Source organism: Streptomyces sp. ISL-66 (genome assembly GCF_018614135.1).
Taxonomy (GTDB): Bacteria; Actinomycetota; Actinomycetes; order Streptomycetales; family Streptomycetaceae; genus Streptomyces.
Genome location: NZ_JAGGOW010000001.1, coordinates 111,082 through 133,094 on the forward strand (window position 1 = coordinate 111,082; position 22,013 = coordinate 133,094).

The following is a 22,013-nucleotide window of genomic DNA, read 5'->3' on the forward strand; positions in this document are numbered from 1 at the left end:
TCATCCACACAGCCTGTGGATAACAAGATTGGCTGACGTCGCTCCCGGCTCTACCGTGGTTCGTTGCCCGACTCGCCGACAGCCGATCCGGGTGCCCCAAATGTCAGAGCCGTGTCGTAGAAAGATGGCACGGCGAGGTCCGCTTCGCGGACGGAGGAGGTGGCCCGGTGAGCATGCCCGAGCCCACGGACGACCCTTGGGCCGACAGCGGTCCAGGTGACCGTCTGCCCGCCCGTCCGCGCCGCAACAACGAAGGCCGCGGCCGCGGGGACGAGCAGCACGACCGAGGCCGGGAGGGCGGCTCCTGGGACGGCGGCGGGGGCGGCTTCGAGCGGGTCCCGCCCCAGGACCTCGACGCCGAGCAGTCGGTGCTGGGCGGCATGCTGCTGTCCAAGGACGCCATCGCCGACGTGGTCGAGGTCCTCAAGGGCCACGACTTCTACCGGCCGTCGCACGAGACGATCTACCAGGCCATCCTCGACCTGTACGCCAAGGGCGAGCCGGCCGACCCGATCACCGTCAGCGCGGAGCTGACCCGGCGCGGCGAGATCAGCAAGGTGGGCGGGGCTCCGTACCTGCACACGCTGGTCCAGTCGGTCCCGACGGCGGCGAACGCCGAGTACTACGCAGAGATCGTCCACGAGCGGGCCGTCCTGCGCAGGCTGGTCGCCGCCGGCACGAAGATCACGCAGATGGGCTACGCGGCCGACGGAGACGTCGACGAGATCGTCAACAGCGCCCAGGCCGAGATCTACGCGGTCACCGAGCAGCGGACCTCCGAGGACTACCTGCCGCTGGGCGACATCATGGAAGGCGCCCTCGACGAGATCGAGGCGATCGGTTCGCGCAGCGGCCAGATGTCGGGCGTCCCGACGGGCTTCACCGACCTGGACTCGCTGACCAACGGTCTGCACCCCGGTCAGATGATCGTCATCGCGGCCCGCCCCGCCATGGGAAAGTCCACCCTCGCGCTGGACTTCGCCCGCGCCTGCTCCATCAAGGCCAACCTGCCCAGCGTCATCTTCTCCCTCGAAATGGGGCGCAACGAGATCGCGATGCGCCTGCTCTCGGCGGAGGCCCGCGTGGCGCTGCACCACATGCGTTCGGGCACCATGACGGACGACGACTGGACCCGGCTCGCCCGCCGCATGCCGGACGTCTCCGCGGCCCCCCTCTACATCGACGACTCCCCGAACCTGTCGATGATGGAAATCCGCGCGAAGTGCCGTCGGCTCAAGCAGCGCAACGACCTTTCGCTCGTCGTCATCGACTACCTCCAGCTGATGCAGTCGGGCGGCTCGCGCCGGCCCGAGAGCCGCCAGCAGGAGGTTTCGGACATGTCGCGAAACCTCAAGCTGCTGGCGAAGGAGCTGGAGGTCCCGGTGATCGCGCTGTCGCAGCTGAACCGTGGCCCCGAGCAGCGCACCGACAAGAAGCCGATGGTCTCCGACCTGCGTGAGTCCGGCTCGATCGAGCAGGACGCCGACATGGTGATCCTGCTGCACCGCGAGGACGCGTACGAGAAGGAGTCCCCGCGCGCGGGCGAGGCCGACCTGATCGTCGCCAAGCACCGAAACGGCCCGACGGCGACCATCACGGTGGCCTTCCAGGGCCACTATTCACGGTTCGTGGACATGGCCAACACGTAACATCCGCCCCATGGATGCCGTATCTGAAGATCTTGTTCTCCTGCCGGCGACCCGGCGCTCGCTCAGGCATCGGATCGCGGTGGCACAGCGCGAGGGCCGGGCGCCGTCCCTGGTGGCGGCCGTGGTGCGGGGCGGGGAAGTGGTCTGGGAGGGATCCCGGACCATGGTCGAGGGACACGGGCCCGATGGGGACGTGCAGTACCGGATCGGGTCGATCACCAAGACCTTCACCGCTGTTCTGGTGATGCGGCTGCGGGACGAGGGCCTGCTGGAACTCGGCGAGCGGGTGGAGAAGTTCCTGCCCGGCACGGGGCTCGACGAGGTGACGGTCGGCCAGTTGCTGTCCCACACGGGTGGGCTGGCCGCCGAGACGCCCGGTGAGTGGTGGGAGCGGACGGCCGGCACGCTGCGCCCCGCGCTCCGCGACGTCCTGGGCGACCGGCCCTTCCGCTTCGCGCCCGGGCGGCGCCACCACTATTCCAACCCGGGCTACACGCTGCTGGGTTCGCTCGTGGAGTCCGTACGCGCGAGGCCGTGGGAAGAAGTGCTCCGGACCGAAGTGCTGGAGCCGCTGGGGCTCGAGAGGACGACGGCGCAGCCGGTGGCCCCGCACGCGGGCGGTTGGGCGGTGCACCCGTGGGCGGACGTGATGATGCCGGAGCCGCTGGAGGACCTCGGGCTGATGGCCCCGGCCGGCCAGCTGTGGTCCACCACCGGGGACCTGGCGAAGTTCGCCGCGTTCCTCGTACGGGGCGACGCGCGCGTGCTGAGCGCCGAGTCCGTACGGGAGATGCGGACCCCGGCCGCTCCCCCGGAGGAGGGCTCCGCCGACCCCGGGTACGGGATCGGAATGCAGCTGACGCGGAGCGGCGGGCGCCTGCTCGCGGGGCACAGCGGCTCACTGCCCGGGTTCGTCGCCGGTCTGTGGATGAGCGAGGCGGACGACGTGGCCGCGGTGGTGCTGGCCAACTGCACTTCGGGGCTGCCCGCTTCGACGCTGGCCGCCGACCTGGTGGGCATCGTCGCCGACGCCGAGCCGCGCGTGCCCGAGCCCTGGCGGCCGCTGCGGGAGGCCGACCCGGTGGCGCTCGAGCTCTGCGGGCCCTGGTACTGGGGGACGTCGACGCATGCCGTACGGCTGACCTATGACGGATCCCTGGAGCTGGGCCCGGTGGGTGGCGGCGGCCGGACCGCCCGTTTCCGCCCGGAGCCCGACGGCAGCTGGACCGGCCTGAACGGCTACCACGCGGGAGAGTCGCTGCGGGCCGTGCACCGGCCGGACGGCTCGGTGAGCCACCTCGACCTCGGCTCCTTCGTGTTCACCCGCGAGCCCTACGACCCGCAGGCCCCGGTGCCCGGCGGTGTCGACCCGCAGGGCTGGCGGGGCATCGGATAGCCGGCGTAGTCCGCGTAGCCTGTCTAGTGCCGCGTCAGGCAACGTTCGCCCCGTCGCGGCGTCCGGCACGCACTCTCGCCGCACCGGCCGAAAGCCCAAGTACGTCCAGTACGAGGGCTTCCGGCCGGCACGCCGAGAGCACGCACCGGACGCCGCTCCTTGACGGGCAAACGTTGCCTGACGCCGCACTAGTGTGCGAAGCCCGCCCCAGCCGCGCACATCTGTGGGGAACCGCTTTCACTGCGCCACGAGTTCGCGCTCCAGCGGGGTGCGGAAGCGGGGGGTGATACGGGCCCCTGCCACCCAGGCGGCGAGTCGGGCGGCCTCGGCGGCGATGGCCTCCTCGGCGTCCCGGCCGGGATCGCCCAGCAGCCGGTGGACGATCCGGCCGTCGGCGTGCTGCGCCCAGCCGCCGACGATCTCGCCGTTCCACCACACGGTGGGGCCGACGTTGCCGGCGTAGTCGAAGAGGGCCGGGCGGTGCGCGGGATCGAGGTGGAAGCCGCGGTCCGCCCAGCCCATGGCGCTCGGGTCCAGGGCGGGCAGCAGGGCGGCCCAGGGTTCCGGTGCGGGTTCGGGCCCGGTGTCACCCGGGGCGACGAGGGCGGTGGTGCCGTCGTCGAGCCGGACCTCGTCGGGGCCCACGGCCGCGAGGGCCTTGCGCACGTCGGTGAGGGTCCAGCCGGTCCACCACTTGAGGTCGGCCTCGGTGGCCGGGCCGTACGCGTGGAGCCAGCGGCGGGCCAGCTCCGCGCGGGCCTCGGGCGGGGGCATGGCGGGCCACGGCTCGGTGTGGACCCAGCGGTACTGGCTGGACGTCCATGACCCGCGGGGCCGGTCGCGGCGGATCCGGCCGTCGGCGGCCAGCAGCCGGATGACGCGCGTGGCGACCCCGGTCTCCGTCTCGTACTTCTTGCCCCGGTTGATGGTGATCTTCTGGCGCAACGCGGGCACGGCGGCCGAGAGCTGGCTGCCGGTGGAGGGGCCGTGGGAGTCGAGCGCGTCGAGCGCGTCGCTCTCCGCGAGGGCCAGCCAGGCGGCGTCGAGGCCCTGGCCGTCCTCGTCCAGGTGCTTGAGGAAGGTGCGGCGCTCCTTCGCGGCGATGGCCCTGGCGGTGGAGGCGTCGACGTACGGGGCGAGTTCGGTGGAGACGGCGAAGAGCGTGTTGCGCATGCTCAGCAGCCGCACGAGGCGCACGTCCTCGTAGAGTGCCCGCTCGATCGCGCCGGGCTCGCCCCCGCCCAGCCGGGCGCGGAGGGAAAGGAAGACGGTCGCGGCGTCGGTGGCGTGCAGGCCGACCACGGAGTCGGCTGCCTGGGCCACGTCCGCGGCGCGAGCCGAGGGCGCGAGGCGGTGTCGGCGGCCGAGACGGTGCTGACGCTCCGCGGTGGTGATGAGGGGCAGGGTGCTCACCTTCCCGATCGTAGGCCGGGCCACGGACAAGGGCCCGGCCTGCGCGGGGGCGGGCTCAGAGCTGGAGTTTGAACCCCACGTGGGAGGCCGTGAAGCCGAGCCGCTCGTAGAAGCGGTGCGCGTCGGTCCGGGTCACGTCCGAGGTGAGCTGGACGAGCCGGCAGTTCTCGGCGCGGGACCGCTCGATCGCCCACTCGACGAACCGGGTCCCGAGTCCGCTGCCCCGCTCGTCGGCGTGGACGCGTACGCCCTCGATGATCGAGCGGGTACTCCCCTTGCGGGAGAGCCCGGGGACGATCGTCAGCTGGAGGGTGCCGACGACCCGGCCCGCACGGACGGCGACGACCACGTGCTGGTGGGGGTCGTCCGTCAGTTGCTTGAGCGCCGTGACGTACGGGGTGAGGTCGTCGGTCGACTCCCGGGTGGCGCCGAGTGGGTCGTCGGCGAGGAGCGCGACGATCTCGGGCAGGTCCTCCTCGGTGGCCGGACGGATGAGCAGGCCATCGGTGGTGTCGGTCATGTCCTGTGCTTCCTGCTCAGCCCGCTGCCACGGTGAGCGGAGCCCAGCGGCGGGTCCAGTCACCCGGCAGGCCGGGAGTGTCTCGGGTCATGACGGCGTTGAAGGTCACGGATTCGAGCCCCTGGTCTTTGAGCCAGTCGAGCAGCTCTTCGTGGCGTACGTCGACGTCGGTGCGCAGGGGCCGTTCGGTGGCCGCCGCGAGGGCCGTCACGAGAGCCTGCGCCGTGCCGGTGTCCCGGGCGACCAGCGGGCCGATGACGTGGGTCTCCATGTTGGGCCAGATGGCGCCGTAGCCGATCAAGTCGCCGGCGGAGTCCTCGGCGACCAGCAGCCGGTCCGTGAAGGCGGGCAGCCGGGTGATCAGGTGGGTCCGGTCGGCACCGAAGACCTCGGCGTCCAGGCGCAGGATCCCCTGGAGGTCCTCGGCCGTGGCCGGCCGGACCGGGACGGCCTCCGGCACGGTCGTCGTGCCGTCGGGGCGGAAGGTGCCCCGGAGCATCTCGGAACGGCCCGTGGTGTCGAAGCCGAGCTCCTCGTAGAGGGGCCTGCCGAACGGGGTGGCGTGCAGGGTGAGCGGTACGCCCTTGAGGAGGTCGTCGCAGAGGTACGTCATCAGGCGCCGCCCCAGGCCCTGGCGGGCGTACCTGGCCGCGACCAGGACCATGCCGATGGCGGCCAGTTCGGGTTCGGCCAGCGGCGGGCCGTAACGGGTGACCACACTGACGGCGGCAAGCCCCCGGCCGTCGGGAGCGTCGATTCCGTAGCCGTGTCCGGCTGCGAGCAGGAGCCCCCATTTGTGATCCTCGCGGGGCCAGCCGCGGTCTTCGGAGAGATCGGCGCAGGCGGGGAGATCGTCCACGGTCAGTGCGCGGATCGGCAGGGCGATGAGGTGTGGTGGTGTCACGGCCCCAGACTGGTTCATCGACCGGGGCCCGGTCCAGGGGATTTGGGGCCGATGTTTCACGTGAAACATCGACGTGTCCCACACGGGACCGGACCCGTGTTTCACGTGAAACAAGTGCGCCGGGTCCGTGGAGCCGGTGAATGTTTCACGTGAAACACGCCCTCGGCCACCGCTGGGGACGCCATCGTGGGCTTCCCTGTATCGAGCGGCACGCAGCCACTAATCTCCATGGATATGACTCTCCTGCACCTGTTCGACCTCGACGGGACACTGATGTACGGCTCCGCGGCGCCGGTCGAGATCTCGCGGCAACTCGGACTGGCGGAGGAGATCGCCGTGCTGGAGCGGGCCTTCGCCGCGCAGGAGATCGGGCCGCACGCGTTCTCGCTGGCGGCCCAGGAACTCTGGACGGGGCTGACTCCGGCGCATGTCCGGGCGGCGTTCGACGGGTCGCCCTGGCTGAGGGGCATCCGGGAGGTGTGGCAGGAGATCCGGGAGCGCGGCGACTACTGCGCGGTGATCTCGCTGTCCCCGTCCTTCTTCGTCGAGCTCCTGCTGGAGTGGGGCGCGCATGCCGCGCACGGCTCGGTCTTCCCGGAGGTGCCCTTCACGCGGCCGGTGGACATGGCCGGGATCCTGACGCCGACGGGCAAGGTGAAGATCGCCGACCGGCTGTGCGCACAGTTCGGGCTGGGCCGGGGCGACTGCGTCGCGTACGGGGACTCCAGTACCGATGTGGCGCTCTTCGAAGCCGTGCCGCGGTCGGTCGCGGTGAACGCCCGGCCGTACCTGGTGGAGCGGGCGACACACGTCTATGAGGGCCGGGACCTTCGGGAGGCGTACCAGCTCGCAGGGGCGTAGCGCACGGGAGTTGAGGCATCCTAAGGGGGCAGTGGGTTCGAAACGCGGAATTCCCGCATTTCCCCGTAACCTCCGGGGCGGACTGGCACGCTGTGAAACCCGGAACCACGGATTCGAAGGCCGTGGCGCGTGCAGACCTACCGACATGCTCGAAGCGAGGCACCGCATGGACGCTCCGCCCACCCATTCGGCAAGACGGAGGCCCGCACGGATACCGTCCGGGGGCGGTACGCCCGAGGCCTCCCCCGCCCCCTCCCCCGATGCCGTGCTCATCCGCCGGACCCTCGCGGAGATCGCACCCGTCGCCGACAAGGTGACTTCCTACTTCTACGCCCTCGTGTTCACGGCGCACCCGGAACTGCGCGGCATGTTCCCCGCCGCGATGGACGCGCAGCGCGACCGGCTGCTGAAGGCGCTGCTCACGGCCGCCGAGCACATCGACGACCCGGAGACGCTCACCGCGTACCTTCGCCGGCTCGGCACGGGACACCGCAAGTACGGCACCCAGGCCGGGCACTATCCCCCCGTCGGCGAGGCCCTGATGGGCGCGCTGGCCCGGTACGCACACGACACCTGGGGGCCGGAGACCGAGGCCGCCTGGGTGCGCGCGTACACCGCGATCTCCCAGATCATGATCGACGCGGCGGCCGAAGCCGAGAGCCAGGCGCCTCCGTGGTGGCACGCGGAAGTGGTCTCCCACGAGCTGCGCACCTCCGACATCGCGGTGCTCACCGTCCGCCCCGATCAGCCGTACCGCTTTCTCGCGGGCCAGTACACGAGCCTGGAGACCCCCTGGTGGCCGCGGGTCTGGCGGCACTACTCCTTCGCTTCGGCCCCGCGCGCCGACGGGCTGCTGTCCTTCCACGTCAAGGCGGTCCCGGCGGGATGGGTCTCGAACGCTCTGGTGCGCCACGCCCGGCCCGGTGACGTGCTCCGGCTCGGGCCGCCCGCCGGATCGATGGTCGTCGACCACAGCACCGACAACGGCATGCTCTGCCTGGGCGGCGGCACCGGCATCGCGCCGATCAAGGCGCTGATCGAGGACGTGGCCGAGCACGGCGAGCGCCGGCCCGTGGAGGTGTTCTTCGGCGCGCGCAGTGACCACGACCTGTACGACAAGGACACGCTGCTGGGTCTGCAGCGTTCGCATCCGTGGCTGTCGGTGCGCCCGGTGGTCTGCGCGGACGGACTGGCCGGGCAGCTGCCGCAGGCCATCGGAGCGCACGGGCCCTGGAGTTCGTACGACGCGTTCGTCTCGGGGCCGGCGGCGATGATCCGCAGTGGGGTGGACGCCCTGAAGAGGATCGGGATCCCCGGGGAGCGCATCCGCTACGACGAGGTGGGGGAGCTGGCGGGCGTCGCCGGCTGATTCCGGCAGGCGCCTGCGGACCGGTGGGTCAGCCCAGATCGGGTGCGTGCATGGCGCGCACGCCCTCGATGTTGCCGTCGAGGTAGTGGCGCAGGGACAGCGGGACGAGATGGACGGCGGCGATGCCGACGCGGCTGAAGGGCACCCGGACGATCTCGTATTCGCCCGCCGGCTCGTCGATCTCCGGGCCGTGCCGCCGGCTGGGGTCCATGGATTCGAGATGGCAGACGAAGAAGTGCTGCACCTTGACGCCGGTCACTCCTCCGTCGGCGATGTGCTCGACGGTGTCGACGAAGCAGGGCACCACATCGGTGATCTTCGCGCCGAGTTCTTCGTCGATCTCTCGGTGGAGGGCGTCGACGACGGTCAGGTCCGAGGGCTCGACCCCGCCGCCGGGGGTGACCCAGTAGGGGTCGACGCCGGGCTTGGTGCGCTTGATGAGGATCAGGTCGTCACCGTCGAGCAGGATCGCGCGGGCGGTGCGTTTGACCACGGGGCGTTCGGTCATGGGAGAAGAGTGGCCCAGACTTCCGCTTCTGAAACGCGGGCCGGGGAAATGCGCCGGGGCGCGAGCCGGGCGGTCCGGGGCACCGGGCAGGGGACTCGGACCGCCTTTCGAGCGGATGTTCAGTCTTTCGAGGAGGCCGCCACGTCGAGGGCCCGCAGTACGTCCGCCACCAGGTCCTCGGTGTCCTCGGCTCCGGCGGAGAAACGGATGAACCCCTCCGGGACGTCGTCGCCGCCCCAGCGCCGGCGCCGCTCCGCGGTGGAGCGTACGCCGCCGAAACTGGTGGCGTCCTCCACGAGGCGCAGGGAGGCCATGAAGCGTTCCGCGTGCGCGCGGTCGGCCAGGGTGAAGGAGACCACCGAGCCGAAGCCCCGCATCTGGCGCGCCGCAGTCTTGTGGGACGGATCCGACGGCAGGCCCGGGTAACGCAGGCCGGTGACGTCGGAGCGGTCGGAGAGCGCCTCGGCGACGGCGAGCGCGTTGGCCCACTGGCGCTGGGCGCGCAGCTGGATGGTGGACAGGGAACGGTGGGCGAGCCAGGCCTCCATGGGGCCGGGAATCGCGCCGACCACCTTGCGCCAGCGCCGGATGCCCGCGGCGAGTTCCGCGTCCCGGCACACGACGTAGCCGAGCAGCAGATCGCCGTGGCCGGTGAGGCCCTTGGTGCCGCTGGCCACCGAGAAGTCGGCGCCCAGCTCCAGGGGGCGCTGCCCGAGCGGAGTCGCGAGGGTGTTGTCGACGGCGACCAGGGTGCCGCCGGCGTGGGCCGCGTCCACGAGGCGGCGTACGTCGCAGACGTCGAGCCCGGGGTTGGACGGCGTTTCCAGCCAGAGCAGTCGGGCCCCGTCGAGGACCGCGAGCTGGCCGTCGTCGCCGGTGGGGGCGGTGCGCACGTGGATCCCGTACGCCTCCAGCTGTTCCCGTACCAGCGGCAGGACCTGGTAGCCGTCGTCGGGCAGGACGACGGTGTCACCGGCGCGTGCCTGGGAGAGCAGGACGGCGGAGACCGCGGCCATGCCGGAGGCGAAGACGACGGTGTCCACTCCGTCCTGGCCGGGGGCTTCCAGCTCCCCGATGGCTCGCTCCAGCAGGGTCCAGGTGGGGTTGGTGTCGCGGGCGTAGGCGTACGGGCCCGAGACGTCGCCGGGAAGGTGGAAGTGGGCGGCGAAGACCGGACCGGGCAGGGGCGGTTCGTTCTTGACGGGCTCGGGCAGGCCGGCGCGGACGGCGACGGTGCCGTCGCCGAGCGGGGCCGAGCGGTTTCGACCGCTGTCGGGTGGGGTCATGGCGTGTGCTCCTTCATGGCTTCGCGTACGGCGTTCAGCAGGCCGGGACTCGCCGCCTCGACCAGTTCCAGGCACTCCTCGAATCCTTCGGAGGGCCCGTAGTAGGGATCCGGTACGTCGCCCTCGGCGGCCGTGGCCGCCGGGTCGTAGGCCCGCAGCAGCCGGACCTTGGCGGCGTCCTCGGGGGTGGGGGCGAGTGCCCGCAGGTCGCGCAGGTGCCCGGCGTCGAGCGCGATGACGAGATCCAGACCGGCGAACCAGGAGGCCCGGAACTGCCGGGCCCGGTGGTCCTGTTCGTATCCGGCGGCCGCCAGCACGGCGACGGTGCGCGGGTCGGCGCCGTCCCCCTCGTACCAGCCGCCGGTGCCCGCGCTGTCGACCTCGATCAGGCCGACGAGCCCGGCGTCGGCCACGTGGGAGCGGAAGACGGACTCGGCCATGGGCGAGCGGCAGATGTTGCCGGTGCAGACGAAGCACACGCGGTACACGGGTGCCCGCTTCAGTTCTTGTCGGGCAGGGCCATGTTCACGGCCCAGGAGACGATCGAGATGATGAGGGCGCCCAGGACCGCGGTCCAGAAGCCGTCGACGTGGAAGCTGAGGTCGAACTGCTCGGCCAGCCACGAGGTCAGCAGCAGCATCAGCGCGTTCACCACGAGCGTGAACAGGCCGAGGGTGAGCACGAAGAGCGGCAGTGAGAGCAGCTTCACCACGGGCTTGACGATGAAGTTGACCAGGCCGAAGATCAGCGCCACGAGGACCAGGGTGACCGTGCGGCGGCCCAGGCTCGTGCTCTCGTCGAGAGTGATGCCTGCGAGAAGCCAGATGGCGACGGCGAGGGCGGCCGCGTTGGCCAGTGTCTTGACTACGAAATTCGTCATGTGTCTGATCGTTGCAGAGATGGTCCCCGTGGAACATCAGCTGATCTGCGTTGGTCGCGGACGAAGAGAACACACGAAGAGAACACAAGGGGTACGAAGAAGATGAAGGCCTTCCGGCTGAACGAGCTCGAGGCCGAGCGGGCCGCGAACGAGGGTGCCTACTTGCAGTTCCTGCGCGAGCGGAACATGTCGGTGGGGCTCTACGCGCTGGACGCCGGGCAGAGCGATCCACAGCAGCCACACGGGCAGGACGAGGTGTACTTCGTCGTGAGCGGCCGGGCTTCGATCACCGTCGGGGAGGAGACGACGACGGTGGCGAACGGGAGCGTGGTCTACGTGCCGGCCGGGGTGCCGCACAAGTTCCACCACATCACCGAGAACCTCAAAGTGATGGTGGTCTTCTCCCCGCCGGAGAGGTGAACGGGCCCGGCGCCTGAGGGTTGGCGGACCTGTCCCCCTAGGGGGCGGATCAGGGGACTCCGGGGGCTCGCGGGCCCCCGGAGCGGGCCGTGGCCTCCTAGCATCGAGAGCAGGAAGTCACGGACAAGGAAGAGGTTGAGGACATGGAAGGTATCCGAGGGATATTCGAGGGCATGCCCTGGTGGGTCAAGTGGGTCGCCGTGCCGCTGCTGGTTCTCTTCGTCTTCGGCGGTGTGATCACCTCCATCCTGGGCGCGCTGATCACCTTCGTCTTCAAGGCGCTCCTCCTCGTGGCCCTCGTAGGCGGCCTGGTGTTCGTCGTCAAGAAGGTCACCCGCCGCGGGTCGAAGTCCTCCGCCGGGGAGTGGTAGAAATCGCGCTGGCCGGGCCCGGTCGGGATTCACCCAGGTGAGGGAACGGTTCGGACTAAACCGCTCACAGTGCGGGAATCGGCGGATAGTGTGGCAATCTGTGCCGTTCCCTGGGCACCGAAAGCCGGTACTGCCGCTCTGACCCGCGGTTCTTTCACACAGCCGCCGAGCACGACCCCCAGGATTCATGGCGCACGCGGGGGCAGCCCCCGCAGGGCGGTCCTCCCAAGGCCCGTCGCCACGCCTGGGGGTGAGCTTTTGTCTTCGGTTCACAATGCCGGTGTGCCGACTCTGATCGGTTCGGTGCAGCGGGCGTTGAGGCTGCTCGAAGCGGTGGGTTCCCATAGCGAGGGAGCTCCGGCGAAACAATTGGCGCGCGAGGCCGGGCTCCCGCTTCCCACCGCGTACCACTTGCTGCGCACCCTGACGCACGAGGGCTATCTGCGGCGGGAGAGCGGGGTCTTCGTCCTGGGGGACGCCGCGGGCCGACTGGCCGGTGGTGGACTTCAGCAGAAACGTCGCATCATGATCCTCGACTCCCTCGCGCACTTCCGCGACGCCGTCGGGGCCCCCGTCTACTTCGCGGTCTACCGCGAGGGTGAAATCGAAGTCGTGGGCGTATCGGACACCCCGGCCAGTCCGGCCTGCGAGGAGTGGGCCGACTTCCGCGCGACCGGCCACGCGCACGCCGTCGGGCAGTGCCTGCTCGGCCAGCTCGACGAGAAGGCCCGCAAGGACTACTACGACCGGCATCCGGTCGAGGCCCTCACCCCGTACACCGTGGCGGATCAGCGTGCTCTGGAGGAGCGGATCGGCTCCATGGAGCGGATGCAGCCGGTAACCGAGAGGCAGGAATACTCCCTCGGCACGGTGTGCGCCGCCATCCCCATCACCGCCGGCGACACTGACGCAACTATGGCGATTTCTCTCCCTCTGCACCAAGGAAGTCGGTTGCTGTATGCGGTCGATCGACTACGGAGTGAAGTAGGCGCGCTGTTGAGCACCCTCTCGTTCTCTATCAGTATCTGAAAACTCACTCCTTGTGATCTGCAAGCGCTTACACCACTCTTGTCAAGAGGGCCCTGGGGGATCATTCCTGGCCACTTCCACTACAGCGGGGTAGGCAATGCGCGAGTCGGTACAGGCAGAGGTCATGATGAGCTTCCTCGTTTCCGAGGAGCTCTCGTTCCGGATCCCGGTGGAACTCCGGTACGACGCCCACGATCCCTACGCAATCCGCTTGACCTTCCACCTTCCGGGAGATGCGCCCGTGACCTGGGCGTTCGGCCGGGAGCTGCTTCTCGACGGCATCAACAAGCCGTGCGGTGACGGCGATGTCCACATCGCCCCCACCGATCCGGAGGAACTGTCCGACGTTCACATCCGGTTGCAGGTCGGCGCGGACCGCGCGCTCTTCCGTGCGAGCGCGGCGCCGCTCGTCGCCTTCCTCGACCGCACCGACCGAATCGTTCCGCTCGGCCAGGAGCGCAACCTCGGGGACTTCGAGGAGAACCTCGACGAGGCGCTCGACAAGATCCTCGCCGAATCGCACCAGAACGAGCAGAACGCGGGCTGACCGAGGGCAGCACGCCGCCCGCCGGTCCGCCTTTCAGCGCTTACGACGGCGGCCCCGGCCGCCGCGCTGCGGCCCCGCGGCCGCCGCGGCGGCCGGGGTTTCCGCTCGGTCGGCGGAGACCACCAGTGCGGCCAGCGCCGTCGTCACGGGAACCGAGGCCACCAGACCGATCGAGCCCACGAGGGTCCGCACGATCTCCTCGGCGACCAGCTCGCTGTTGGCCACCGATCCCATGCTGCTGTTCGCGATCGAGAACAGCAGGAGCAGTGGCAACGCGGCGCCCGCGTACGCCAGTACCAGGGTGTTGACCACCGAGGCGATGTGGTCCCGACCGATCCGGATGCCCGCCCGGTACAGCTCGCGCGGACCCATCGACGGGTCTGCCTGGCGCAGTTCCCAGACGGCCGACGTCTGAGTGACCGTCACGTCGTCGAGTACGCCGAGCGATCCGATGATGACACCCGCAAGCAGCAAACCGCTCATGTCGATGTTCGGGTAGAGCCCGTGGATCAGCCCGGTGTTGTCGTCGGTGTTGCCGCTCAGGAACGCCCAGTCGATGAACACCGAACCCAGTACGCCGATCAGCACCAGCGAGACGATGGTGCCGAGGACGGCGACAGAGGTACGGGCGGTCAGGCCGTGGCACATGTAAAGGGCGATCAGCATGATCGCACTGGCCCCGACCACCGCGACGACCAGCGGGTTCGAGCCCTGCAGGATCGCCGGCAGGATGAAGAGGGTCAGGACGGCGAAGCTGACGGCGAGGGCGACGAGCGCGAACACCCCGCGCATCCGCCCCACGAGCACGACCGCGAGCGCGAAGATGCCGGCCAGCACGGCCATCGGGAACTTGCGGTTCACGTCGATCACGGAGTACTGGAGGTCCCGGGGCGCGTCCGGGGCATAGGCGACCACGACTTCCTGTCCGTCCGCCAACTGCCGCGGTGCGCCGGGCTGGACGATCTCGACGAACTCGCGGCCCTTGTCCGGACCGGTGCCGACCTCGACCGTGGCCTTCTTGCACTCACCGGTCTGCGCGGCCAGGGCCTCGCGGCCCTCGGGGGTGGAGGTGTCCCCGGTGGGCGGCACCTGCGCGACGTTCACTGATTTGCAGTCGACCTGTTGCAGCGAGACGACCTTGCCCTGCTGGGTCTGGCGGTCGAAGCCGACCCCCGAGCGCTCGTGGCCCGGTGCGCCGCCCGGCCAGAGCACGGCCATGCCGATCACGACGGCCGCGGCGAAGGGGATCAGTACGGCCGCGATCACCTTGCGCAGGTGCTTGGAGACGGGGGCGGCCGGGCCGTGGCTGTGGGAATGGCCGTGGGAGTGCCCGGATGAGTGGCCTGGCGCGTGTCCCGACGGGTGTCCGGGCTCCGCGTGCGCGTGTCCGGCGTGGCCTGTGTGGCCATCGGGATCTGTGGGCTCGATGGGGGGCTGCGGCGAGGACGTCACCGGCTGATCATCGCAAGAGATGAGGGGGCCCACTGTTCAGCACGCCACACATGACGCTAGCGTGGGGGCTACTTTGCACAACGCGGGAGCTCGGAGCACCGGGCTGAGAGGGCGCTGATCACCGTTCGCACAGGAAGATGCGTACGGGAGGAGGCTGCGTCGACCGCCGAACCTGTTACCGGGTAATGCCGGCGTAGGGAGATTAGGTCACATGACCGTTCAGGACGCACGCACGCCTGCCGTCAGCCAGGACGACGACGGCCAGACCGAGCGCCAGCCCGGCTGGCACAAGGGATACGTGGCGGGCTCCCGCCCCGACATTCGGGTGCCGGTTCGCCAGGTCCACCTCACCAACGGCAAGGACGTGACGCTCTACGACACGTCCGGTCCGTACACCGACCCGCAGATCGAGACCGACGTGCGCCGGGGCCTGGCGCCGCTGCGCGAGAACTGGATCATCGGCCGCGGCGACACCGAGGAGTACGCGGGCCGCCCCGTGCGCCCGGAGGACGACGGCATCAAGCACACCTCGCCGCGCGGCGGTCTCAAGAACCTCGACGCGGTGTTCCCGGGCCGCCCGCGCCAGCCCCGCCGGGGCCGCGGCGGCGCCGCCGTCACGCAGCTCGCGTACGCCCGCCGGGGCGAGATCACCCCGGAGATGGAGTACGTCGCGATCCGCGAGAACGTCTCCCCGGAGGTCGTCCGCGAGGAGATCGCCGCAGGTCGCGCGGTCATGCCCGTGAACGTGAACCACCCCGAGATCGAGCCGATGATCATCGGCAAGCGGTTCCTGGTGAAGGTCAACGCCAACATCGGCAACTCCGCGGTCACTTCCTCCATCGAGGAGGAGGTCGACAAGATGACCTGGGCGACCAAGTGGGGCGCCGATACGGTCATGGACCTCTCGACGGGCCGCAACATCCACACCACCCGCGAGTGGGTGCTGCGCAACTCCCCCGTGCCGATCGGCACCGTGCCGCTGTACCAGGCGCTGGAGAAGGTCGACGGCCGCGCCGAGGACCTGACCTGGGAGATCTACAAGGACACGGTCATCGAGCAGGCCGAACAGGGCGTCGACTACATGACGGTCCACGCCGGCGTGCTGCTTTCGTACGTCCCGCTGACCGCGCGCCGCAAGACCGGCATCGTCTCGCGCGGCGGTTCGATCATGGCCGCGTGGTGCCTGGCGCACCACAAGGAGAACTTCCTCTACACGAACTTCGAGGAGCTCTGCGAGATCCTCGCGACGTACGACGTCACGTACTCGCTGGGTGACGGCCTGCGCCCCGGTTCCATCGCGGACGCCAACGACGCGGCGCAGTTCGCGGAGCTGAAGACGCTGGGCGAGCTGAACACGATCGCCAAGCGCCACAACGTGCAGACCATGATCGAGGGCCCCGGGCACGTCCCGATGCACAAGATCAAGGAGAACATCGACCTCCAGCAGGAGATCTGCGAAGAGGCGCCGTTCTACACGCTCGGCCCGCTGACCACCGACGTCGCGCCCGCGTACGACCACATCACCTCGGGCATCGGCGCGGCGATGATCGCCTGGTGGGGCACCGCGATGCTCTGCTACGTCACGCCCAAGGAGCACCTGGGCCTGCCGAACCGCGACGACGTGAAGACCGGCGTCATCACGTACAAGATCTCCGCGCACGCGGCGGACCTGGCCAAGGGCCACCCGGGCGCCCAGGAGTGGGACGACGCCCTGTCGGACGCGCGGTTCGAGTTCCGCTGGGAGGACCAGTTCAACCTGGCCCTCGACCCGGACACGGCCCGTTCGTTCCACGACGAGACCCTCCCCGCCGAACCGGCCAAGACCGCGCACTTCTGCTCCATGTGCGGTCCGAAGTTCTGCTCGATGAAGATCTCCCAGGACATCCGCCGTGAGCACGGCGGCGATCTGCGGGCCGAGGAGATCCAGGCGGGCATGGCGGAGAAGTCCGCGGAGTTCGCGGCCTCGGGCAACCGGGTCTACCTGCCGCTCGCTGACTGACCGGTCTTCGCGCGCGGCACGGCGAGCAGTGGTCCGTGGCCCCCGGGGGGAGGTCACGGGCCGCCGCCGCGCCGGTGCTCACCGCCGTGCGGTGGAGGGGTGATCGGCAGGCCGCATAGGAGGGCCGACGCCGTCAGGCACCCCGTGGATCAGGGGCTTGTGCTGGAGTGTGCTCCAACTCCTACAGTGCGGATCCATGAGCATGCGATACCGAATTCTGGGTGGGACCGGCATCGAGGTCAGCGCGCACTGCCTCGGCACGATGATGTTCGGGGCGGTGGGGAATCCGGACCACGAGGAGTGCGCGCGGATCATCCATGCCGCGCTCGACCACGGGATCAACTTCGTGGATACCGCGGACATGTACTCCGCCGGGGAGTCCGAGGTGATCGTGGGCAAGGCCCTCAAGGGCCGGCGCGACGATGTCGTGCTCGCCACCAAGGTGCACTTCCAGATGGGCGAGGGCCGCAATCGCAGCGGGAACTCGCGGCGCTGGATCGTGCGCGAGGTCGAGGACAGCCTGCGGAGGCTGGACACCGATTGGATCGACCTCTATCAAGTGCACCGGCCGGACCACGGGACGGACATCGAGGAGACCCTGTCGGTCCTCGGGGATCTGGTGCGGGCGGGCAAGATACGGGCCTTCGGCTGCTCCACCTTCCCGGCACAGGAGATCGTCGAGGCGCATCACGTCGCCGAGCGGCGGGCCCTGCCGAGGTTCCGGACCGAGCAGCCGCCGTACTCGATCCTCGCGCGCGGGATCGAGACCGACGTACTGCCGGTCGCCCGGCGGTACGGGATGGGCGTTCTGACCTGGAGCCCGCTCGCGTCCGGGTTCCTGAGCGGGAAGTACCGCCTCGGCGGTGCCATCGACCTCACCTCCGGGCGGGCCGCGCTGACCCCGGCCCGCTTCGACCCCGCGATCGCGGGCAACGTCGCGAAGCTGGAGGCGGTCGAGCAGCTGGTCGAGCTCGCCGAATCGATCGGCTGCACGCTTCCGGAGCTGGCCGTGGCCTTCCCGCTGGCCCACCCGGCGGTCACGTCGGTGATCATCGGGCCCCGGACCATGGAGCAGTTGGAGTCGCTGGTGAAGGGCGCCGGGCTGGTCCTCGACGACGCGACCCTCGACCGGATCGACGAGATCGTGGAGCCCGGCCGGAATCTGTACCAGCCGGACGGGGCCTGGCGCCCGCCGTCGCTGACGGACGTCGCACAGCGTAGGCGGGTGCTGGGAGACCGGTCCGCCGGCTAGGCGTGGTCCTCGGTCGCGGACCGCTTCGATGTTTCACGTGAAACAGGGACGATGTTTCACGTGAAACACGGCTCGCGGGAGGCGCCGGGTGTCCCCCCAACAGCCTCCGCCCGAAGCGGCCGTCACTCCGGCTCGGTCTCCGGGCCGCCGAAGTCCGGACTCGTGAAGTCCGGAGACGCGTAACCGGGACGGGGACCCTGAGCGGGGGCTCCCGGGCTGGTGAAGTCGGGCCGGGAGTAGCCCAGGTTGGGGATGCGCCCGGCTCCCGGCGTACGAGGGATCGGATACGAGGACACCGCGCTCGGATCGGCCAGCGCGTCCCGGAGGAACGGCATGATGCCGCGCTCCAGCAAGGCGTTGCGCCAGGCCTCCCGGGCCCGTGACACCTCGTCGGGTACGGCCTCGGTCTCGTCCGCCACCACTTCGGTCGAGCTGTTGCGGACGGCCGTCACCAGCAGTCCGATCACGGCGAAGAGCAGCGCGGCGACCGTGAGTCCGCCGAACAGCCAGCCCGCCGTCAGCATGGTGCCCGCGAACGCCGGTTCGGGCTCGATCATCTTCAGGATGTAGCCCACCAGCAGGAAGATCAGCATGGCCGTGCCGGCCAGGACCGGCGCGAGGACCGCGACCACGGCACTGACGCCGGCGCCACCGCCCGCGCCCTGTCCGCCGTCCTCCTGTGCTGTCGTCCCGGGCGTGGACAGGATCTCGTCCTGCCGCTGCTTGCGGATCTTCACGTAGTGCTCGTACTCGGCGGCGGCCGCGGCCACCAGCAGCGCGCTGGCCCCCATGGCCATGGTGCGCAACTGTTCGGCGTTCAGACGTTCGCCCAGGGTGGTGAGCTCGGGCCGGTCGTTCGCGGTGCGCAGCGCCTCGTCGAGGAGCCGATCGAACTCCGGTCGGTCTTCGGTGAGCAGGTGCGGAGCGCTGGTCATGTGCATCCCCCGATGCTCCGTGGAGGCCGGTATGCCCGCGTAGACCCGGGCGCCGGCACAAACGGAGGAGAGCCTGCTACGGATAGAGCGATGGTAGAGCGCCCATGCCGTACGTCGACAGGGGCTTTCCGGAAATACCCGGCTCCGGCAAGCCTCAGTCGTTCAGCGGGAGTTGTACGACAAGTAGTTTGCCCGCCATCGTCACGCCGCCGTCCATGGCGATGGCCAGGCCTTCCGCGTACACGTGCGGACCGACGACGGCCGGGCCGCGCGAGTCGTCGCCGTCCTCGGTGCCCACTTCACCGAGCAGGTACGGGATGGGGCTGTGGCCGTGCACGACGCGCGTGCCGCCGTAGGTGCCGAGGAGTTCGCGGACGGCCTGGGGGCCGGTCTCCTCGCTGCGGAAGGCGAAGCGCTTGGTGAACTTGCGGAACAGGTCCCAAGTGATGTCGGCGTCGTTGCGGTTGAGGAGCTCGTGGATGGTGTCGTTGACGTCCTCGACGGAGTCGCCGTAGTCGAGGTAGGCGGTGGTGTCGGAGTGGAGGAGCAGGTGGTCGTCGACCAGGACGGCCGCGTCCAGTCGGGACATCCACTGCAGGTGGACGTCCTGGAGGCGCTCCATGTCGGTGCGCTGGCCGCCGTTGAGGAGCCAGGCCGCCTGGAAGGTGGCGGTGCCGGCGCCGGAGACGATGGGGGTGTCGCCGAACCGCTTGGCGCCGATGAGGAGCAGCTCGTGGTTGCCCATGAGCGCCTTGCAGTAGCCACCCGCGGCGGCGGCCTCGGCGGAGAGCCGCATGACGAGGTCGATGACGCCGATGCCGTCGGGGCCGCGGTCGGTGAAGTCGCCGAGGAACCAGAGCCGGGCGTTGCCGGCGGACCAGTTGAGGTCGGCGTCGATGAGGCCCTGGGCCCGGAGTTCGGCGACGAGTTCGCCGAGGTAGCCGTGGACGTCGCCGACGACGTAGAGCGGGCCCGGGCCGTCGGCCACGGAGTCCTGGGGGACGTACTGGACCTGGAGGGTGTCGCCGGGTCCGCCGACGGGTGCGCGGACGATGACGGGCAGGTCCCGCTGCGTCGGCGTGTAGTCCTCGAAGTCGCCGTCGCCGCCGGGGGCATGAGCCGGGGCGGGTTCGCCTGCGGGTACGGATTCGCCGGTGCCCATGGCTGGGCCCATGGCGGCGGCCATGGCTGGGCTCAGGCCGATGCCCGAGGCCGTGCCCGCGTCCCTGCCCGGAGCCGCGCCCGAGCCCGTGTTCGTGCCGTACGAGGCTTCGTACAGGTACCCGTTGCCGTTCCCGTGCCCGATCCCGTAGCCGTGCTGCGCGGGAACGGTGGGCGGGCTCTCGTCGTAATAGGCGGGGTACTCGCCGTAGACGGGAGTGTCGCCGGGCAGGCCGGCGACCACGGACGCCGTCGTCCCGGCGCGTGCGCCGTGCACGGCGTGCGGAGCGGGTTCGACGACAGGCAACCGGAAGTCCCGCTGTGTGTCCGTCCGCACCGCGGGTCCTTGACCGGCCCCCTGAGTCATCGACCCCTCCACCACCGTCGCGCTGCCGTACATCTGCGGACCTCCCGCCTCCGGGGCGGAGGGTCCGTGATGTCGTGCGCCCATCATAGGAATGCAGCTCGCGCTCTGTGACGCACCAGGGTGGTGAATCCTGGTCGGAGCTGCTTGTTCCTACCGCTTTCTCCCCATATCGGTGCTGCTGGAATCCTCGGCGGGGCCGGTGGCCCCGCCGCTCGGCCTGCGAGGTGGTCGGTAGTGGGCTGGTGGGGCGGTCAGTCCTGTGCCGGTGATCGGGGCGGACTGACGGTCGTACGGGGCTGCCTGCGCTGGGAGGAAGTACGGATGATCAGCTCGGTCGGGATGACCTGTTCGACGGGACGTCCCGTGTCGACGCCCTCGATGGCGTCGATGAGCAGCTGTACGACGGCGGTGCCGATGCGGCGCGGTTTGAGGGACAGGGTGGTGATGGGCGGTTCGGTGTTGGCGTACACGGTGGACTCGCTGCAGCACACGAGCAGCAGGTCTTCCGGGACGCGCAAGCCGTACCGACGGGCGGCGGCGAGCAGATCGGTGCCGTTGGGGTCGAAGAGCCCGTACACGGCATCGGGCCGGTCGGGGCGGGCGAGCAGTCGGTCGGCCGCGACGGCGCCGGCGCACGGGTCGTGGGCCGGATAGGACTCGTAGACGGGGTCCTGGCCCACGCGCTCGCACCAGCGGAGGTACGCGGTGGTGGAGAGCCGGGTGTAGGTGTCGGTGGTGGTGCCGGTCAGGAGCCCGATGCGACGGGCGCCGGCGGCTGCGAGGTGGTCGAGGAGGCCCAGTACGGCGGCCTCGTGGTCGTTGTCGACCCAGGCGGTGACCGGGAGCGACCCGGCCGGGCGGCCGTCGGACACCACGGGCAGGCCCTGGCGGACCAGCTCGGTGACCACGGGATCGTGGTCGGAGGGATCGATGACGACGGTGCCGTCGAGGGCCACGTTGGACCAGACGTCGTGTCGGGAGGTGGCGGGAAGGATGACGAGGGCGTAGCCGCGGGCGAGCGCGGCGGAGGTCGCGGCCCTGGCCATCTCGGCGAAGTAGGCGAATTCGGTGAAGGTGAAAGGTTCATCCCCGTACGTGGTCACGGTCAGGCCGATGAGGCCCGACTTGCCGGTACGGAGGGTGCGGGCCGCCGCGGACGGGCGATAGCCCAGCCGGTCGGCGACTTCGCGAACGTGGCGGCGGGTGGCGTCCGGCAGCCGCCCCTTGCCATTGAGCGCGTCGGAGACGGTCGTGATCGAGACGCCCGCCGCGGCGGCCACGTCCCTGATGCCGGCCCGGCTTTGTCGGCCGGCGGCCCGCCGGGTGGTCTCGGTCCGGCTCACCTGGTGCTTCCCTGCTGCTGTCATGGCGAGCCGATAGTAGGGCGCGGTGGTCCGGGTGGTCCGGATGCATATGCAGGCATTGACAGGCACGTTTCTGCACAGTTCGCCACCCCCAATGACCTTGGAAACGAAGGTAATTGGCGGGCTGAGGCGTGACAGCCGCTTGTCGTCGGGTCCGTGCATGCCAAAACGGTGAGGTCTCGGGCCGGTCTCAACTCACCTGTACGAGGGACGCGCGCCACGGCGCGGGCCACCGGCGTGCGCATATATGCGTGCGCTCTCCCGCATTCCTGGCGCCCGCCGTTCTCGGATGGGCGGAATCCTCATAAGGTGAGGAGCATTGAGTCGACG

General features: G+C 70.1%; 21 protein-coding genes and 1 riboswitch. Of the genes, 10 read left to right on the forward strand and 11 right to left on the reverse strand.

Going from position 1 to position 22,013, the window contains the following annotated elements:
* The first annotated feature begins 173 nt into the window (after positions 1–173).
* Positions 174–1,649 carry a replicative DNA helicase gene (dnaB, locus tag J7E97_RS00510; protein WP_215021251.1) on the forward strand — a complete coding sequence of 492 codons (1,476 nt, stop codon included), beginning with the start codon at positions 174–176 and terminating at the stop codon, positions 1,647–1,649.
* 10 nt (positions 1,650–1,659) lie between these two features.
* Positions 1,660–3,045, forward strand: coding sequence for a serine hydrolase (locus J7E97_RS00515; RefSeq protein ID WP_215021252.1), 1,386 nt, complete (start codon positions 1,660–1,662; stop codon positions 3,043–3,045).
* A gap of 237 nt (positions 3,046–3,282) precedes the next feature.
* On the opposite strand, the gene J7E97_RS00520 is transcribed toward J7E97_RS00515, so the two are convergent.
* From J7E97_RS00520 to J7E97_RS00530, 3 genes are all read right to left on the reverse strand, one after another.
* Positions 3,283–4,449 carry a winged helix DNA-binding domain-containing protein gene (locus J7E97_RS00520; protein ID WP_215021279.1) on the reverse strand — a complete coding sequence of 389 codons (1,167 nt, stop codon included), beginning with the start codon at positions 4,447–4,449 and terminating at the stop codon, positions 3,283–3,285.
* A gap of 64 nt (positions 4,450–4,513) precedes the next feature.
* A complete protein-coding gene (locus J7E97_RS00525) occupies positions 4,514–4,978 on the reverse strand; it encodes a GNAT family N-acetyltransferase (protein WP_215021253.1) in 465 nt (154 codons plus the stop codon).
* A 16-nt stretch (positions 4,979–4,994) separates the two neighbouring features.
* Complete coding sequence (locus J7E97_RS00530; protein ID WP_215021254.1) at positions 4,995–5,882, reverse strand: GNAT family N-acetyltransferase; 888 nt, start codon at positions 5,880–5,882, stop codon at positions 4,995–4,997.
* A gap of 234 nt (positions 5,883–6,116) precedes the next feature.
* Here J7E97_RS00530 and J7E97_RS00535 point away from each other — a divergent pair, with 234 nt between their 5' ends.
* Both J7E97_RS00535 and J7E97_RS00540 read left to right on the forward strand, forming a co-directional pair.
* On the forward strand, positions 6,117–6,743 hold the full coding sequence (locus J7E97_RS00535) for an HAD family phosphatase (RefSeq protein ID WP_215021280.1): 627 nt from the start codon (positions 6,117–6,119) through the stop codon (positions 6,741–6,743).
* Positions 6,697–8,112 carry a globin domain-containing protein gene (locus J7E97_RS00540; RefSeq protein WP_251053494.1) on the forward strand — a complete coding sequence of 472 codons (1,416 nt, stop codon included), beginning with the start codon at positions 6,697–6,699 and terminating at the stop codon, positions 8,110–8,112. Before J7E97_RS00535 ends, J7E97_RS00540 begins: the two co-directional genes overlap by 47 nt.
* A 28-nt stretch (positions 8,113–8,140) precedes the next feature.
* Here the strand turns inward: J7E97_RS00540 and J7E97_RS00545 are convergent, their stop codons facing one another.
* The 4 genes from J7E97_RS00545 to J7E97_RS00560 all read right to left on the reverse strand — a co-directional run bounded on the left by J7E97_RS00545 (position 8,141) and on the right by J7E97_RS00560 (position 10,786).
* On the reverse strand, positions 8,141–8,620 hold the full coding sequence (locus J7E97_RS00545; protein ID WP_215021256.1) for an NUDIX domain-containing protein: 480 nt from the start codon (positions 8,618–8,620) through the stop codon (positions 8,141–8,143).
* A gap of 119 nt (positions 8,621–8,739) precedes the next feature.
* Positions 8,740–9,906 carry a cystathionine gamma-lyase gene (locus J7E97_RS00550; RefSeq protein ID WP_215021257.1) on the reverse strand — a complete coding sequence of 389 codons (1,167 nt, stop codon included), beginning with the start codon at positions 9,904–9,906 and terminating at the stop codon, positions 8,740–8,742.
* Entirely contained in the window at positions 9,903–10,394 is a 492-nt protein-coding gene (locus tag J7E97_RS00555; protein WP_215021258.1) for a low molecular weight protein-tyrosine-phosphatase, read from the reverse strand. Before J7E97_RS00555 ends, J7E97_RS00550 begins: the two co-directional genes overlap by 4 nt.
* Before the next feature lie 11 nt (positions 10,395–10,405).
* A complete protein-coding gene (locus J7E97_RS00560) occupies positions 10,406–10,786 on the reverse strand; it encodes a phage holin family protein (protein WP_215021259.1) in 381 nt (126 codons plus the stop codon).
* 102 nt (positions 10,787–10,888) lie between these two features.
* Between J7E97_RS00560 and J7E97_RS00565 the strand changes: the two genes are divergently transcribed.
* From J7E97_RS00565 to J7E97_RS00580, 4 genes are all read left to right on the forward strand, one after another.
* Positions 10,889–11,206: a cupin domain-containing protein gene (locus tag J7E97_RS00565; protein ID WP_215021260.1), complete on the forward strand. Its 318-nt coding sequence runs from the start codon at positions 10,889–10,891 to the stop codon at positions 11,204–11,206.
* A gap of 143 nt (positions 11,207–11,349) precedes the next feature.
* Positions 11,350–11,577 (forward strand): DUF5326 family protein, encoded by a 228-nt coding sequence (locus J7E97_RS00570; protein WP_215021261.1) that lies wholly within the window; start codon positions 11,350–11,352, stop codon positions 11,575–11,577.
* Between the two features lie 282 nt (positions 11,578–11,859).
* A complete protein-coding gene (locus J7E97_RS00575; protein ID WP_308346118.1) occupies positions 11,860–12,606 on the forward strand; it encodes a helix-turn-helix domain-containing protein in 747 nt (248 codons plus the stop codon).
* A 97-nt stretch (positions 12,607–12,703) separates the two neighbouring features.
* Positions 12,704–13,153, forward strand: coding sequence for an SsgA family sporulation/cell division regulator (locus J7E97_RS00580; RefSeq protein ID WP_215021263.1), 450 nt, complete (start codon positions 12,704–12,706; stop codon positions 13,151–13,153).
* A gap of 33 nt (positions 13,154–13,186) precedes the next feature.
* Here J7E97_RS00580 and J7E97_RS00585 read toward each other — a convergent pair whose 3' ends face one another.
* A complete protein-coding gene (locus J7E97_RS00585) occupies positions 13,187–14,638 on the reverse strand; it encodes a YibE/F family protein (RefSeq protein WP_215021264.1) in 1,452 nt (483 codons plus the stop codon).
* Positions 14,639–14,677: 39 nt separating this feature from the next.
* Positions 14,678–14,822, forward strand: a riboswitch (TPP riboswitch).
* Between J7E97_RS00585 and thiC the strand changes: the two genes are divergently transcribed.
* Together thiC and J7E97_RS00595 are read left to right on the forward strand one after the other, a co-directional pair.
* Positions 14,817–16,604: a phosphomethylpyrimidine synthase ThiC gene (thiC, locus tag J7E97_RS00590; RefSeq protein WP_215021265.1), complete on the forward strand. Its 1,788-nt coding sequence runs from the start codon at positions 14,817–14,819 to the stop codon at positions 16,602–16,604. It overlaps the preceding riboswitch by 6 nt.
* A 202-nt stretch (positions 16,605–16,806) precedes the next feature.
* On the forward strand, positions 16,807–17,856 hold the full coding sequence (locus J7E97_RS00595; RefSeq protein WP_215021281.1) for an aldo/keto reductase: 1,050 nt from the start codon (positions 16,807–16,809) through the stop codon (positions 17,854–17,856).
* 122 nt (positions 17,857–17,978) lie between these two features.
* Here J7E97_RS00595 and J7E97_RS00600 read toward each other — a convergent pair whose 3' ends face one another.
* The 3 genes from J7E97_RS00600 to J7E97_RS00610 form a co-directional block, all read right to left on the reverse strand.
* Complete coding sequence (locus J7E97_RS00600; protein WP_215021266.1) at positions 17,979–18,797, reverse strand: hypothetical protein; 819 nt, start codon at positions 18,795–18,797, stop codon at positions 17,979–17,981.
* Positions 18,798–18,945: 148 nt separating this feature from the next.
* On the reverse strand, positions 18,946–20,334 hold the full coding sequence (locus tag J7E97_RS00605) for a metallophosphoesterase (RefSeq protein WP_374224090.1): 1,389 nt from the start codon (positions 20,332–20,334) through the stop codon (positions 18,946–18,948).
* Positions 20,335–20,570: 236 nt separating this feature from the next.
* Positions 20,571–21,686: a LacI family DNA-binding transcriptional regulator gene (locus J7E97_RS00610; protein WP_215021268.1), complete on the reverse strand. Its 1,116-nt coding sequence runs from the start codon at positions 21,684–21,686 to the stop codon at positions 20,571–20,573.
* Between the last annotated feature and the right edge of the window lie 327 nt (positions 21,687–22,013).